This window comes from Cyanobacterium stanieri LEGE 03274 (assembly GCF_015207825.1).
Classification (GTDB): Bacteria; Cyanobacteriota; Cyanobacteriia; order Cyanobacteriales; family Cyanobacteriaceae; genus Cyanobacterium; species Cyanobacterium stanieri_B.
The window spans coordinates 25,647-40,855 of the sequence record NZ_JADEWC010000015.1 but is presented as its reverse complement, the minus strand read 5'-3'; the positions used below and the strand labels follow the sequence as shown (position 1 = coordinate 40,855).

The 15,209-nt window shown below is 38.4% G+C and carries 11 protein-coding genes and 1 tRNA gene; 6 read left to right on the top strand and 6 right to left on the bottom strand.

From position 1 onward, the window contains the following. Nucleotides 1-159 precede the first annotated feature (159 nt). Nucleotides 160-636, top strand: coding sequence for a GNAT family N-acetyltransferase (locus tag IQ215_RS08155; protein ID WP_193800823.1), 477 nt, complete (start codon nucleotides 160-162; stop codon nucleotides 634-636). Here the strand turns inward: IQ215_RS08155 and IQ215_RS08150 are convergent. After that, nucleotides 590-1,363, bottom strand: a complete 774-nt coding sequence (locus IQ215_RS08150; RefSeq protein ID WP_193800822.1) for a sensor histidine kinase — start codon at nucleotides 1,361-1,363, stop codon at nucleotides 590-592. The two genes, IQ215_RS08155 and IQ215_RS08150, sit on opposite strands and share 47 nt — an antisense overlap. Nucleotides 1,364-1,536: 173 nt before the next feature. Here IQ215_RS08150 and IQ215_RS08145 point away from each other — a divergent pair, with 173 nt between their 5' ends. After that, nucleotides 1,537-2,262, top strand: coding sequence for a cell division protein SepF (locus IQ215_RS08145; protein WP_347239023.1), 726 nt, complete (start codon nucleotides 1,537-1,539; stop codon nucleotides 2,260-2,262). Nucleotides 2,263-2,308: 46 nt separating this feature from the next. After that, nucleotides 2,309-3,118, top strand: coding sequence for a pyrroline-5-carboxylate reductase (proC, locus tag IQ215_RS08140; RefSeq protein WP_193800821.1), 810 nt, complete (start codon nucleotides 2,309-2,311; stop codon nucleotides 3,116-3,118). A 241-nt stretch (nucleotides 3,119-3,359) separates the two neighbouring features. On the opposite strand, the gene minE is transcribed toward proC, so the two are convergent. Together minE and minD are read right to left on the bottom strand one after the other, a co-directional pair. Beyond that, nucleotides 3,360-3,638, bottom strand: a complete 279-nt coding sequence (gene minE / locus IQ215_RS08135; protein ID WP_193800820.1) for a cell division topological specificity factor MinE — start codon at nucleotides 3,636-3,638, stop codon at nucleotides 3,360-3,362. A gap of 111 nt (nucleotides 3,639-3,749) precedes the next feature. Continuing rightward, nucleotides 3,750-4,562 (bottom strand): septum site-determining protein MinD, encoded by an 813-nt coding sequence (minD, locus tag IQ215_RS08130; RefSeq protein ID WP_193800819.1) that lies wholly within the window; start codon nucleotides 4,560-4,562, stop codon nucleotides 3,750-3,752. Nucleotides 4,563-4,710: 148 nt separating this feature from the next. Here minD and IQ215_RS08125 point away from each other — a divergent pair. From IQ215_RS08125 to IQ215_RS08115, 3 genes are all read left to right on the top strand, one after another. Next, nucleotides 4,711-4,783: transfer RNA gene (locus IQ215_RS08125), tRNA-Ala, on the top strand. A gap of 231 nt (nucleotides 4,784-5,014) precedes the next feature. Continuing rightward, a complete protein-coding gene (mfd, locus tag IQ215_RS08120; RefSeq protein ID WP_193800818.1) occupies nucleotides 5,015-8,470 on the top strand; it encodes a transcription-repair coupling factor in 3,456 nt (1,151 codons plus the stop codon). Nucleotides 8,471-8,796: 326 nt separating this feature from the next. Continuing rightward, nucleotides 8,797-9,594 carry a peroxiredoxin-like family protein gene (locus IQ215_RS08115; RefSeq protein ID WP_193800817.1) on the top strand — a complete coding sequence of 266 codons (798 nt, stop codon included), beginning with the start codon at nucleotides 8,797-8,799 and terminating at the stop codon, nucleotides 9,592-9,594. Between the two features lie 36 nt (nucleotides 9,595-9,630). Here IQ215_RS08115 and IQ215_RS08110 read toward each other — a convergent pair whose 3' ends face one another. The 3 genes from IQ215_RS08110 to IQ215_RS08100 form a co-directional block, all read right to left on the bottom strand. Next, nucleotides 9,631-12,372 (bottom strand): cation-transporting P-type ATPase, encoded by a 2,742-nt coding sequence (locus IQ215_RS08110; RefSeq protein WP_193800816.1) that lies wholly within the window; start codon nucleotides 12,370-12,372, stop codon nucleotides 9,631-9,633. A gap of 139 nt (nucleotides 12,373-12,511) precedes the next feature. Further along, nucleotides 12,512-13,258, bottom strand: a complete 747-nt coding sequence (locus tag IQ215_RS08105) for a TIGR00297 family protein (RefSeq protein ID WP_193800815.1) — start codon at nucleotides 13,256-13,258, stop codon at nucleotides 12,512-12,514. A gap of 67 nt (nucleotides 13,259-13,325) precedes the next feature. Continuing rightward, on the bottom strand, nucleotides 13,326-15,137 hold the full coding sequence (locus tag IQ215_RS08100) for an asparagine synthase-related protein (protein WP_193800814.1): 1,812 nt from the start codon (nucleotides 15,135-15,137) through the stop codon (nucleotides 13,326-13,328). Nucleotides 15,138-15,209 lie beyond the last annotated feature (72 nt).

Sequence of the window (15,209 nt, the reverse complement as noted above, 5' to 3'; positions counted from 1 at the left end):
TCACTAAAGGTAATCGGATTCATTTCAACTGTTTTTTTCTGCTACCGTTGACAAAATTAAAATAAATGGTGAAAGACAAGACATTTTAAGTTGAGATTTAATGCCATTGCTCATTAGTTTTGTTTTTTTTTAATCTCCATGGTTGGGGAGGAAATCAAGATGGATTGTAGTCATATCAAGTTTTGCACCGATAAAGAAAAAATTGACCTCGAAAAATTGTTGGCACTTTACCAAAAAAATGCCTTTTGGACAAAAAATCGTAATCTTGAGGATCTCACCATTGCGATCGCCCACAGTAATCCAGTAATATCAGTATGGGATCATCAAAAACTAATTGGTAGTGCTAGAGCAACTTCCGACGGTATCTATCGAGCCACCATCTGGGATGTAGTCATTGATGGAGAATACCAAGGTTTAGGATTAGGACGTAAACTCGTAGAAACTCTCATTAGCCATCCCCTTCTCAACCGAGTGGAAAGAATTTATCTCACCACCACCCATCAACAAAAGTTTTATCAAAGAATTGGCTTTGTTGAAAATGAAACCACTACTATGGTTTTATATAATACTTATCCTAATCCAGAAGACCTCAAGCAAAATTCCCCGAATTGGGAAGAAATATCTCTAAACAGGTAGTTTTATCAGTTATTTCCTGAAGGCGACACTGCCCCCCCATCAAATGAATCAAACTTTGGGCAAGGGAAATTTTTGCACCATCAGACAGGGTAGGGCAAGACTCTAACCCTTTGGTTTGATGAAAAGATAACTCCTCAAATTGGCTAGATTCCTTAAACTCCTCACTAGAAAACGGTAAATTAATGGTAAGCCGTGAATAATTATCAGGGGCTTGGGAATCTGCCCCTAGGGTAATCGTACCTAGTTGGGAAACATCGATGGCCACCTCTAACCAATAAAAAAATCCTTGGGCTAATTTTTCCCTATCGGCCATAATCATCAGACTCTCATCCACCATCGCCACATCTAAAATAACATTGCGGTTAGCCCCTTGCATTTTCATCTTTTCCTGTACAAATTTTAAAAAATCAAGACATTTCAAAGGCACTAACTCTAATTCAAATCTTCCTGCCTCTAATTTAGAAATTTCAATCAATTCATCTAACATATTCATTAATTTTTTACTATATTCGTAGGCTTGGGCGATAAATTCCCTTTCCTCCTCCTCGCTTTCACACAAGTCATTCAAAATTAGCTGATGAATACTCATTAAACTACCTAAAGGCGATCGGATTTCATGGGAAACCCTCCCCAAAAAACCCGCTTGAAAACGAGCATATAATGAAGCATTCTGAAAAGCAATTTTAGCTTCTTTTAGCTCTTGGGCTAAGGATGTATTTTCATTCATAAGTAAATTAGTTGAAAAAAGTTTTCTACTACCTAAAAAAAGTCTTCCTTTTATAGTAGATTAATCACAAAAAAAGTAACTAATTCCATTTTTATGATTTAATCTTAAGTAAGTTTTTGTTATTAAGCAAAAATAGGTATTATCATACAAAAGTTGTAACCACAATTAAAACCGTGAGAGAAAAAATTTTTGGCGGCCTAGAAAAACTAAAAAGCATCGTTAATAGACCAAATCAAGATTATGATTCCCTCGAGGAGGAAAATAATTATAACCCTTATGAGGAAGAAATGGAAGAAATGATGTCTGAAGGAATAATCGAAGATGAGGAGGAAGAAGAAAATTCACCGTTATTGTCTAGGGTAAACCCCCGCATGGAAAATACAACCATTAATGACTCTCCTTCTTTGAGTCGTCGTCGCCGTCATACTTCTTCTATGGATATGGATAGTAATCATGATTTAGATATGGAGCAAAGTAGTAGAATGTCTAGTCGTTTCCCTAGCAATGTAATTGGATTACCTGGAGTTAATACAGCCATGAATGAAATTGAAATTTTTGAACCTCATACCTTTGAACAAGCATCAGAGGTGATCAAACTTCTTAAACAACAACGAGCCGTTGTGTTAAATTTAAATTCTATGGAGTCTTACGAAGCTCAAAGGGCCGTGGATTTTGTCACCGGAGGCACTGCCGCCCTTGATGGTAATTGCGAAAGGGTAGGAGAGTCTATTTTTCTGTTTACCCCTAGAAATGTTCAGGTAACTAATTCTAAGGGAAACTCTAGCGTGGGGAAAAAGTCTGATCATGGTCTTTCTGATGATTTTACTCCCAATAATTTTTCTGATAATCTTTGGAGTAGTACCCCTCTACCCGATTTATCTTCTTCTTTGGCTCAATAGGCTAAGATTTGAGCTTTTGTTAACCTTTTAAAATATAGTAGATTCTGTGTCTTTTAAATTAGGCGTTATTGGTGGGGGTGTGATGGCTGAGGCTATCATCTCCCGTCTTTTAGAAAAAAAAATATATCAATCTGATCAAATACAAGTTAGCGAACCTCAATCTTCTCGCCGAGACTATTGGCAGGGTAGTTATGGGGTAGCTACCACGGATAGTAATAGGGAGTTGTGCGAGGGTTGTGAGGTTTTGTTGTTAGCCATTAAACCTCAAATATTTTCGGCGGTGGCATCGGATTTGCAAGGAATGGAGTCTGGGGATTATCCTAATTTGGTAATTTCTATTTTGGCTGGTACTTGTTTAACTAAGTTGGAGTCGGTTTTTGGGGATGCGGGTATTATTCGAGTGATGCCGAATACTCCTGCTTTGGTGGGACAGGGGATGAGTGCGATCGCCCCTAATGGTAAAGTAAGTAAGGAAGGTTTAACCGTCGCTTTATCTATTTTTAATGCCATCGGTGAGGTAATGGAAGTACCTGAATATCTGATGGATGGAGTGACAGGATTATCAGGCTCTGGCCCTGCTTTTGTTGCCATGATGATTGAGGCCCTGAGCGATGGCGGTGTGGCGGTGGGCTTACCCCGTGCGGTGGCCTCTCAACTGGCCTTACAGACGGTGCTAGGTACTGCAGAATTAATCAAAACAAAGCAGTTGCACCCAGCGATTTTAAAAGATCAAGTGACTAGCCCTGGAGGTACTACCATTGCGGGGGTTTCTCAACTGGAAAAACATGGTTTTCGTCACAGTATCATCGAGGCGGTAAAGGCGGCTAAGGTGCGCTCGGAGGAGTTAAATGGGTGATTATCCATTGCTTTTTGTAACAATTATTACTTTTATGGATAGTCTATTGTTAGGATATAAATGTAGCTAAATATACCAAAAAAATAGCTATATATAACTAGCCCAAAAAGAGGTGATTAATTATGACTCCAGAAAGTGTGGATATGATTTATTTAATGGTGATTATTTCCCTTGCTAGTGTGGTTTTATTACCCATTTTTAGTTGGGTAATTTCCCACCGCCGTCATGCCTAAATAAGATATTAATTTTCTTGATTTCTTTTTATTTTTTTGATTGGTAAATTTGCTTTTAAGGATGTGGTGCGATCGCTACTTTGAATAGAAAAATCCATCTCCTCAATGTCAATGTCAAGATAGCGACTAACTACCTCCAAAATTTCTAAGCGCATTTTTTCAATTAGTTCGGGATTAACCCCTGCCCTATCGTGGGCAAGAACTAATTCGAGACGGTTTTTAGCACTTTTACCACTTTTTTCTGTAGCACCCCAAGAGGTAATGGATGTAAAAAAATTTTTAATCATAATTGAGATCAACTTAAATAATAATTTATGTGGCAATGAAATAACAAGGAGTAAAGGTTTTTATTATCCTTCGTGGGATAGTATTAACCATAACTCAAGCAAAACCAGTCTTTATTTTTGTTCAGACATTCCCAAAAAGCGTTTAATTCTAGTGAAAAAATTATCTTGAGATGCCATTAAATCTAAATAAGGAATGTCCGCCCCTTCTAAGCGTTTAGCAATATTTTTGATGGCAATACCGGGTAAAGAAGGCTCTTTGTTCAAAACCAAGGGTTCACCACGGTTAGAAGATGTAATAATTCTTTTATCATCGGGAATAATGCCAATTAAGGGAACAACCAACAAATCAAGAATATCCTCTACGCTAATCATTTCATCCATTTCCACCATCTCAGGGCGTAAACGATTCACAATTAAGCGAATACTTTCCATTCCTTCGCTCTCGAGTAAACCGACTACCCTATCCGCATCCCTCACCGCTGCCACTTCGGGGGTAGTAACGATTAAGGCTTCTGTGGCCGCTGCGATCGCATTTCTAAAGCCCATTTCAATCCCCGCAGGACAATCCACCAGAATATAATCAAAATTAGGTTTGAGTTGAGCAATTACCTGTTTCATCTCTTGGGGGGTAATGGCATCTTTGGTGCGATTCTGCGCCGCAGGGAGTAGGTGTAAACCTTGGGTGCGTTTATCCCTAACAATGGCTTTTTCAAGGGTACATTCTCCGGCTAGGGCGTCCATAATGGTATATACCACCCTTTGTTCTAATCCTAACAATAAATCAAGATTTCTCAGACCAAAATCAGCATCAATTAAACAAACTTTTTTTCCTAATTGGGCAATGGCTGTACCTAAATTTGAGGTAACGGTGGTTTTGCCGACTCCTCCTTTTCCCGACGTAATTACAATAACTCTACATTTCATACAAATAAAATTAATAATACTCAGTCATGAATAATAATCAATAGTTTATAGCCATTCTCAAACAATAGACAAATAATTATGAGTCTTAGGGAATTGGGGTTGATTTTTTTTTTGGTTTATGACATAATAGTTATTGCTTACCACGCAAGGGGCTATAACTCAGTTGGTAGAGTGTCACAATGGCATTGTGAAAGTCAGCGGTTCGAATCCGCTTAGCTCCATATAATAGTTAAAGTTTGTAGTTGAGACTCAAGCAATTTTTTTAATGGACAATTGACAGTTGACAATGGACAATTAAACTATTGTCATTCCTACCCATGATCAATTTAACACTTACAGTCTGAAACCTAACCATACTGACAAATCCCGAACAGAGGTTAATATATTAAGATAACGGATAATTTAAAAAACTAATTATCAACTATCAATTATCAATTCTAAATTGTTATTAAATGAGCTTTTCTTCTGTTATAAGGGCGATCGCACATTCTCCCCTCAGCAACGAATTAACCCATAAAATTCACCCTGATAAACCTTTTCACCTCCAAGGTGCATCAAGACTCGTAAAAGGCTTAGTCACCTCCGCCCTTGCCCAAAAACAGAACAAAAATTTATTAATTATCTGTGCTACCCTCGAAGAATCCGCCCGTTGGATGGCTAATATAGAAGCCATGGGCTGGAAACAAGTTTTTTTCTATCCCACCACCTCCGCCAGTCCTTACGAAGCCCTGAACCCTGAATCCGAGATGATTTGGGGACAGATGCAGACCCTCAGCGGTTTAATTACTAAAAAAGAACCTGTTGCCGTAGTCACTACCGAACAAGCCCTACAGCCCCATTTACCCCCTGCCGATGTTTTTAATCAATATTGTTTAAACCTAACCGAGCGCATAACCCTTAATAGTAAACAAATTGACCTCACCTTGACAAACATGGGTTATGAGAGAGTTAATTTAGTAGAAAGCGAAGGACAGTGGGCAAAAAGGGGAGATTTGATCGATATATTTCCCGTGTCGGCGGAATTACCCATTAGATTAGAGTTTTTTGGCGATGAATTAGAACAAATCAAGGAATTTGACCCCGTTTCTCAACGTAGCCTAGATCAAATTGAAAGTCTTAATTTAACTCCTAGTTCGTGGGATAGCATTATTTTGCAGAACATACCCACCATAGAAACTATTGAACCATACTTGACTCCCCTAGAGCAAGATAATTTGCAAAACAACATTTATCCTGAAGGGGTGACTCGTTTTCTGGGTTTTGCCTTTGACCCCGTGGCAAGTATCCTCGACTATTTTGATGATGATACCCTAGTGGCGGTGGACGAACTAAGCCAGTGCCTTGCCCATAGTAATATTTGGACAGAACAAGCCGAGGAAAAATGGCAGTTAATCAATGAAACTAACGGGAATCTTTTACCCTCTCTCCATCGTACCCTTGAGAAGTCTTTACAAACTATTAAATATCCGCAAATTCATCTTTCAGAAATTGCCCAAGAAAACCAAGAAAATAGTCTTAATTTATCATCCCGTCCTTTACCTGTTCGCCCTCATCAATTTGCAAAAATAGGGGAAATAATTAGGGGTAAAAAAGAAGTATATAATACCATCGATTTAAGTAAATATAATACTTGGTTAATTTCTGCCCAACCCATGCGCTCGGTAGCCTTATTACAAGAGCATGATTGCCCTGCTCAATTTATCTCTAATCCCCTAGATTTTCCCACCATTGAAAAATCCCATCGCCAAAATACAGCGGTAGCTTTAAAGTATTCAGGACAGGCGGAATTAGAAGGTTTTATATTACCTACTTTTCGCATTGCAATTGTTACGGATAAAGAGTTTTTTGGACAACATAATTTAGCTAGTCCTACTTACATTAGAAAAAGGAGAAAAGCGGCCTCAAAACAGGTTGATTTAGACAAGTTAAGACCTAATGATTTTGTGGTACATAAACATCACGGTATCGGTCAATTTATTGAGTTAGAAACTTTGGCTAGTCGTGAATATTTAGTAATTAAATATCTTGATGGTATTTTGAGAGTACCTGCGGAAAATTCTGAGGTATTAAGCCGTTATCGCTCCAGTGATAGTAAGCATCCTAAATTATATAAACTAACAGGAAAAGAATGGAATAATCTTAAAAATAAAGCCCGTAGATCCATTAAAAAATTAGCGGTGGATTTAGTAAAATTATATGCCACTCGTGCTAAATTAACAGGGTTTGTTTATCCCGAGGATTCTCCATGGCAAAGGGAATTAGAAGATTCTTTTCCCTATGAGCCAACCCCAGATCAATTGAAGGCTACTCAAGATGTAAAAATGGATTTAGAGAGCGATCGCCCCATGGATCGTTTAGTATGTGGAGATGTGGGATTTGGGAAGACAGAGGTAGCCATTAGAACTATTTTTAAAGTGGTTACAGCAGGTCATAAACAAGTGGCATTTTTAGCTCCCACTACCATTTTATCCCAACAACATTATCATACTCTCCTAGAAAGATTTTCTCCTTATCCCATTAATATTGGCTTATTAAATCGCTTCCGCAGCGCTTCAGAAAGAAAAGAAATTATGCAAAAATTGGCCACAGGAGAATTAGATATTGTAGTGGGTACTCATCAACTTTTAAGCAAAACTATTAAATATAAAGATTTAGGCTTATTAGTAATAGATGAAGAACAAAGATTTGGGGTAAATCAAAAGGAAAAAATCAAAGCGATGAAAACCTCTGTGGATGTTCTCACCCTCAGCGCTACCCCCATCCCTCGTACCCTTTATATGTCCATTTCAGGAGTTAGGGAAATGAGCCTGATTACCACCCCTCCCCCTAGTCGTCGCCCCATCAAAACCCACATTAGTGCCTTTAATGAAGGCATTATTCGCACTGCCATTCGTAATGAGTTGGACAGGGGAGGACAAATATTTTATGTATTACCGCGCATTGAGGGCATGGATAAGGTGGTGGAAATGTTACAAAACATGATTCCCAGTTTACGCATTGGTATAGCCCATGGACAGATGCCAGAGGGGGAGCTAGAATCAACGATGTTAGGTTTTAATAATGGGGATGCTGATTTGTTGATTTGTACCACCATTATCGAATCAGGGCTAGATATTCCTAGGGTGAATACTATTATTGTGGAAGATGCCCAAAAATTCGGTTTAGCCCAATTATACCAGCTTCGAGGACGTGTGGGGCGATCGGGGGTACAAGCCCACGCCTGGTTGTTATATCCTGAAGATAAAGCCCTCTCAGACACCGCTAGAAAACGTTTACGGGCATTACAGGAGTTTTCCCAATTGGGTTCAGGGTATCATCTGGCCATGCGTGATATGGAGATAAGGGGGGTTGGTAGCCTTTTGGGAGCTGAGCAATCGGGGCAAATGGAAGCCATTGGTTTTGAGATGTACACGGAGATGTTAAAAGAAGCCATCGACGAAATTCAAGGGCAGGAAATTCCCACGGTGGAAGATACTCAAATTGATTTGAATTTAATGGCATTTATTCCTAATCGTTATATTGCTGATATGGAGCAAAAAATGGATGCTTATCGGGGGGTGGCAACGGTTAGTTGCGATCGAGATATTAAGCAAATTGAGCGGGATTGGTTGGATAGATATGGGGAAATTCCTGAACCCGCCAAGCAATTGTTAAAGGTGGCAGATTTGAAATATAAGGCGAAATCCATTGGTTTTTCTCGCATTAAGCCTGAGGGTAAACAAAATATTATCTTAGAAACTCCGATGTTAGAACCTGCTTGGAATTTGTTATTAGAAAAGTTGCCTCCCCATTTACATTCTCGTTTTGTTTATGCTAAGAAGAAGGTTGTTGTCAGGGGTTTGGGGGCTATGAAACCGACTCAACAATTGGAGACTTTGATTAATTGGTTTGGTTGTCTTTGTAATTAGGGGTTGGAATGGGCAATGGGGCGTTGGTGAGTTAAGGTATGATATAAAGTTCGGATAATTAGTTATCAATAGATTGTATCTTTGCACTTGCCCCACCGTGTAATGAATTACACGGCTAATGGTAGTTCGTTCAATAAATTGAACTCAGATATTAATATTGCGAATTTGTAAGTGATCAAGTGGACTTAATATGATTTTTAGTTTAGTTTGGCAATAGGGAATACGCAATAGTAATAATAGTTTTGAAACACCATCTCAAAATCGGCGGAAAAATTAGATAAAATTTAATTATCAATTATCCATTCTCAATTATCAATAATTCCCCCATGACTAATTCTGCAACTTTAGGGCAGTTTGCCCCCTACACTCTATTCCAAGAAACTCAACGACAAAGGGTAAGTGATGGCGAGATGATTTCGGTGTTGTCTGGTTGTGAAAATGCCAATCGCACTTTAATGATAGTATTACCTCAACTCGGTGATTTTGATACTTTGGAATATGCTTGGTGGTTACAAAGGAAGTGGGATTTTATGGAAAATAATAACATTGCTGTAAGGGCGATCGCCATTGGAAACCTTGCATCAGGGAAAAAGTTTTGTCAATATACTGGATTTCCTGAAGAATGTTTATTTATTGATACCACTGCCGAAATTCATCGACAGTTGGGTTTATATCAGGGTTTAAATTGGGGCTTACCTTTCTTTTCTCAGACTCAAAATGCTTGGTTAAATCTTTTGCTAATGTGTGCAGGAATTGGCAGTAAAGGTACTCTGAAGGAGGTTTTTCGGGGTTATAAGGGCGATCGCACTTCACCCCCATTATTTAAAAATGAAGAGGAAATCAAAATAAAACCGTTACCAACAATTAAAGGAGAATTTTTTAATAAAGCAGGAAAAAGCTATCAACGCCCCTTTGAATTAGCCACCCTCAGACTAAAAAACATGGTGGAAGTGTTAAATAATTGGCGAACCTATGTACCCGATGATCGTTATATTACGCAAAGGGGAGCAACATTTTTATTTGATAATCAGGGCAATATAATCTATGAACATCGAGATCAAGGAATCTTGGGATTTGCAGAAAACATGAGTAATCCTCTAGATTTTTTAAGTAAGGTGCGCTGAGATAATTATAAAACAACGCCCTTTATCTATATATTTCTATTGATGAGAAATGGGCGGAAAAAATTTATTCACTAATAAAGCCATGGGAATCATTGGCACAAGGGGTATAAGACAGATTAACCATTGATTCAAGTCAAGGGGTGCAGTGCGAAATAGAGTATTCATGAAGGGAACTTGACTAAAGACAATTTGTAAAACGATCGCCCCCAGGATACCGTAGGAGATAGCCGAGACGTTACCCAGAGAAATGCTTTTTCCTTTCAATTTAGCCATAAGGGAGTTTCCTAGTTCACTGACACTGATAAGATAAATAATCCGTGCTAACACAAGGGCTTGAATAGCCATGGTACGGGCGATCGCCAAAGTATTGTCAAAATCACGATAATAATCTAGCGCCCACTCAAACATTCCAAAAATCAAAATCCAGTTAAAAGCAGAAATAGCCAAAACCCGTTTTAAAAGATTACCCGAAAGTAAGCCCTCATTGGGGTTTCTAGGGGGACGTTTCATGGTGTTAGCCGATTTTGGTTCAAAGGCGAGGGGTACTGTCATGGTCACAGAATTAATCATATTGAGCCACAATACTTGTAAAGACAGGATCGGTAAATCCCGAGCTAACAAGGCGCTAATCAGGATAGTCATGGATTCCCCCCCATTGACAGGAAGAAGAAAAGAAATGGCTTTTTTCAAGTTTTGGTAAACCGTGCGCCCCTCCTCCACCGCCGCTTCGATGGAGGCAAAATTATCATCCGTCAAGAGCATATCCGCCGATTCCCTTGCCACATCTGTCCCTGCCTTACCCATGGCAATGCCTATTTGAGCTTGTTTGAGGGCGGGGGCATCGTTAACTCCATCCCCCGTCATGGCCACTACATCCCCCTGAGATTGCAAGATTTCCACCAGTTGTAATTTTTGTTCTGGGGCAACCCTCGCAAACACAGAACCATTAATCACCGCCTCTTCTTGTTCGTGGGGTTCCATTTTGGCGATTTGTTTCCCTTCAAAACTGAGTAAATTACCATTTTTGTTGATACCCAGACGACGGGCGATCGCACTGGCAGTAGAAATATGATCCCCCGTAATCATTTTTACCTGTATTCCCGCATTCTGACAAGCGTGGACAGCGGCGATCGCCTCTGCTCGGGGAGGATCAATCATACCCTGCAAACCAAGGAAAACTAAATCCTGTTCCAAATCATCATGATCAATGGAATGTTGATGATCCGGTGCCACCTTACGGGCAAAAGCCAACACCCTCAAACCCTCCGATGCCATAGCTTCCACCTGTGCAAGAATAGCCGTGGGATCTAATGGAATAATATTTTCTTGGACATCATAACCTTGCTTACAACGCTCCAACATCTTCTCCACCGAACCCTTTACATAGATAACTCTCGGGGTTTCAGGATGATATTCGCTAGTATCATGGAGCGTCGCCATATATTGATAATCCGACTCAAAAGGAATCGAATCAAGACGAGGAAAAGTAGTATTAAAATGGGATTGACTATAACCAGCCTTAGAAGCCACGGTAATTAAAGCCCCTTCCGTGGGATCTCCAATCACAATTTTATAGTTTCCCTTGCGCTCTAAACGGGAATCATTACAAAGTAATCCACCGAGCAAACATTCTTGAAGACTAAAGGGTAAATCTTCCACAACCCCATCTCCTTCTAAGATGTCTCCTTTAGAACTATAACCCCCCCCCGTGACATGGTAGATTTTGTCTCCTGTATATATTTGTTGGACAGTCATCTGATTTTCCGTCAATGTACCAGTTTTATCCGAACAAATAACCGTTGCTCCTCCCAACGTTTCCACCGCGGGTAATTTTCTGACGATCGCATTTCTGGCCGCCATACGATTAACCCCGATAGCTAAAGTAATGGTTACCACAGCCGGTAAACCTTCAGGGATAGCACTTACCGCCAAAGCCACCGCCGCTTCAAACATATCTGCAAAACTGCGTCCCCGTCCAATGCCCACAAAAAAAGTAAAACTAGCCAGAGCTAGAATGATATATAAAAGAGTATGACTAAATTCCGCAAACTTGCGAGTTAAAGGGGTCATCAAATTAACACTTTTTTCCATGGATTGGGAGATTTTGCCTACCTCTGTATCCTTTGCCGTTGCCACCACTAAACCCATGGCCTGTCCAAAGGTAACAAAAGTTCCCGCATAGGCCATATTTTTACGATCCGCTAAAGGGGTATCCGATGGCAATATTGCCAAGGCTTTTTGCACAGGTACAGATTCCCCCGTCAGGGCTGACTCATCTACCTGTAAATTACGAATTTCAAACAATCTCAAATCAGCGGGAACTTTATCCCCCGACATCAACTGTACTACATCCCCCGGTACTAAATCCTTTGAAGGTAAGCGGATTTTTTGTCCTTCCCTAAATACCGTGGCTTCTGTGGTGACGGATTTAGATAGAGAGTTAATGGCGCCTTCTGCTTTGGCTTCTTGCACATAGCCAATGATGGCATTAATTAAGGTTACACCCCAAATTACCCAAGCATTTGTCCAAGAGCCTAAAAATGCTTTGATAGTTCCTGCAATGATCAGAATATATAGTAAAGGTTGATTGAACTGTAGTAAAAATTTGAGCCATGGGGGTTTACCTGCTTTGGCCTCTAGTTCATTATATCCGTACTTTTCGTAGCGGTTAGCCACTTCTTCTGGGGTTAAACCCTGTTGTAAATCTGTGGCAAAAATTGCACCGACTTCCTGTTCGGGTACATCGTAATAGGTGTTCGTTTTAGTGATAGCACTCATATGGTCAGCAAATATAGATAATATTTACCTTAATTCTATATGAATGATTCATGATGAATTACGACTAACTAATCAAAAATATCACGGCTATTGCTTATTGCCCATTCCCTGCCAACCCCAATGTTATCCTGAACTTAAGTTAATGAATGAAATAATAGCTAAGGGCGATCGCACTCATAGCCCCCACAAACGTATTAATGATATTAACCACCTCATTAGTTAAGCACTCAAAATTTTCCTGAAAAGTCGCCCCCACAAAACTTTCAAAATTAGTCGCCACAAAAGCCGACACCACACAAATCACAATTCCCCCCATACCCATTAAACCCAAAACATAGGCAAGAAAAGCAATAATAACACTAGCTACAACTCCCGCCAAAGTACCCTCAAGACTAACAGCGCCCTCCGTACCCCTCGGCACAGGCTTAAAAGTCGTAATCAAAAAAGTCCTTTTACCGTAAGCCTTTCCCACTTCTGACGCACAAGTATCCGATAACTTAGTAGCAAAACTCGCCACATATCCCAAAACCATTAAAGGTTGCCACATAGGAGAAACAAAAAAATAACCAAGGGCGCAGATAGTCGCAATCAAAGCACTACCCCATACATTTTCAGGCCCCCTCACCCCATCCCTTTTTTCCGCAATGCCTTGTTCTTGCTTTTCCTCCATACCAATACGAGTTACACTAGAACCCACAAAAAAGTAAAACAAAACTACTAAATAACCCTGCCAACTCAAACAACCCCAAACAATTACCCCCAACAACCAAGCATTGAGATAACCCGAAACCGTTAAAAGTTTTTTAGGCAAGATAAAAGCCAAAGAGATTAACACTGTATTAACAATAATACCCAACAACCAAGGATTTAAATTGTCAATGTTCATAAAAACCATAATCAACATTCATTAAGATATTACATCAAACTAAATTTAAATGAAAAATATATAAAAACTAACTTTTATATTTATTATTAAAAACTTGCTGTAACCAAATTTCCAAAGTTAATAATCGAGAGATTATTTCCCATCTATTTTTCCCCTCTAAATGTTCTTTCCATAAATGTTTTAAATTATAATCCTTGACATAATTACAATACATAGGATTAGGATCATTAATAATCTCGTTAAATAAAGAAAAAACAGGCTCTTGACTAATTAAATCCGAAGAATTTATTTTTTGATTTTTTGTAGATTTTTTTTTGTTTTTATTAACTAAATTAATTTCTAAGTTTGTAAATTTATTCAATTTTCTATTAAGTTTATATTCAAAATTTCTAGTTTTTTTCAAAAATAATTTCATTATAGAAGGTGATCCAATCGGTTCACCTGTACTCTGCCAGGGAATTGATTTATAAAATTTAGGAAAATACATCAAAAGTATTTTTGCATACAATTGATTATTAACTTTTAACTCATTAGGAACAGAATAAAGTAACTCTTGAAATTTATTATTAGCAAATGGAAATCTATTTTCAACCCCCAAAAATCGATTTAACTTTGCCATTCTGATTCCAAAACATCTAACTCTATTATCCATACAGAAGATATGAGAATCATAATCATTGACTTGAAAAGCACTTGTCAAACTTTCAATTAAAGATTGATTATTGGGAGAAATTTTAAGTTTTTTGATTACGTAATTATCAATGAATTTATCTGAGTCAAATAATAAACTACCACCAACCACACCTCCCCCAGCCATCCCATGCAAATTAATATCAAACCAACTATTATTTCTAATACTTTGAAAAGGATAAATAAACTGCTGTTTCAAACTACACTCTCCATCCGCCCACCATACAGCCTGACAAAAATCCACAAGATGGTTTTCTCTATTTGTTACTAAAGGATGAAAATCAGCGCCCTTAACCTTTGCTACCTGAGCGGCGATTTTAATTTCATCTTCTCCCATAAAACTAACAGCATGAATAGAATCAGGATTATTGGGCATAGAAGCTAAAATAAAACGTGAATCTAAACCCCCACTCAAAGTTAATCCTACTTTTCCGTTTTCGCTTTGTCTTTCAACACAGTTAATAAATAATCTACCTAACTCTTGTGCGATTTCTTTCTCATTAATTTTTCCCGATAGCGGTTTAATTTGATTCCACCACCAATATCGCCTTTGACTAATTGATTTTGTGTCTAAATCATAGGTTAAAATAGTAGAAGCGCTCAGAAGTTGGACATCTTTAAACCAAGTACGATTCCCGATAAAATGTCTAAGTGATAAAAATTCTTCCACCGCCAAAGAATCAATTTCTGGTGTGAAATTCGGCAACTCTAATATTACTTTCGCTTCGCAACCCCAAACTAAAGATTCTTTGTATGTTGTCCAATATAAGTGTTTCCAACCATATCGATCAGAAATTAAATGTAATTTATTGGTGACTGTATCGTAAATAACTGCCGAATAAAGTCCATCTATATCTTTTAAAAAAGAAAGACTTTTATTGGTACAATATAAATTGTACAACAATTCTAAATCATTATTAAATTGTTTATCTAATAAACAATTAAGTAACTCCTTTTGATTATAAAACTCCCCAGAAAACCAAATAAAAATACCATTTTGGTGATATGGCTGAGGCTGTTTTTGTAAAACATTCAAATCACAACGACTAGCAGCAATATTTTCATCAACAAATAAACTATCTTTCTCATAAAATGATTGGTGAAAAAGAATATCCTGCATTCTTTCTAGTGTTTCAACACTACTACCATACAAATCATCTCCTCGAGTAAAGCCAAAAATACCAGGCATAATGATTATTATATCCGTCGTTACTTAGTTAGTTCCACACAATTTTAGCTCACATTTTTTTAGTTATCGTCT

What these genes read in the sequence shown, in the direction of transcription:
- mfd (WP_193800818.1), top strand. Translation starts at nt 5,015, where the DNA reads ATGAGCTTTTCTTCTGTTATAAGGGCGATCGCACATTCTCCCCTCAGC.
- minE (WP_193800820.1), bottom strand. Translation starts at nt 3,638, where the DNA reads ATGATTAAAAATTTTTTTACATCCATTACCTCTTGGGGTGCTACAGAA.
- IQ215_RS08115 (WP_193800817.1), top strand. Translation starts at nt 8,797, where the DNA reads ATGACTAATTCTGCAACTTTAGGGCAGTTTGCCCCCTACACTCTATTC.
- minD (WP_193800819.1), bottom strand. Translation starts at nt 4,562, where the DNA reads ATGAAATGTAGAGTTATTGTAATTACGTCGGGAAAAGGAGGAGTCGGC.
- IQ215_RS08105 (WP_193800815.1), bottom strand. Translation starts at nt 13,258, where the DNA reads ATGAACATTGACAATTTAAATCCTTGGTTGTTGGGTATTATTGTTAAT.
- IQ215_RS08100 (WP_193800814.1), bottom strand. Translation starts at nt 15,137, where the DNA reads ATGCCTGGTATTTTTGGCTTTACTCGAGGAGATGATTTGTATGGTAGT.
- IQ215_RS08155 (WP_193800823.1), top strand. Translation starts at nt 160, where the DNA reads ATGGATTGTAGTCATATCAAGTTTTGCACCGATAAAGAAAAAATTGAC.
- IQ215_RS08110 (WP_193800816.1), bottom strand. Translation starts at nt 12,372, where the DNA reads ATGAGTGCTATCACTAAAACGAACACCTATTACGATGTACCCGAACAG.
- IQ215_RS08150 (WP_193800822.1), bottom strand. Translation starts at nt 1,363, where the DNA reads ATGAATGAAAATACATCCTTAGCCCAAGAGCTAAAAGAAGCTAAAATT.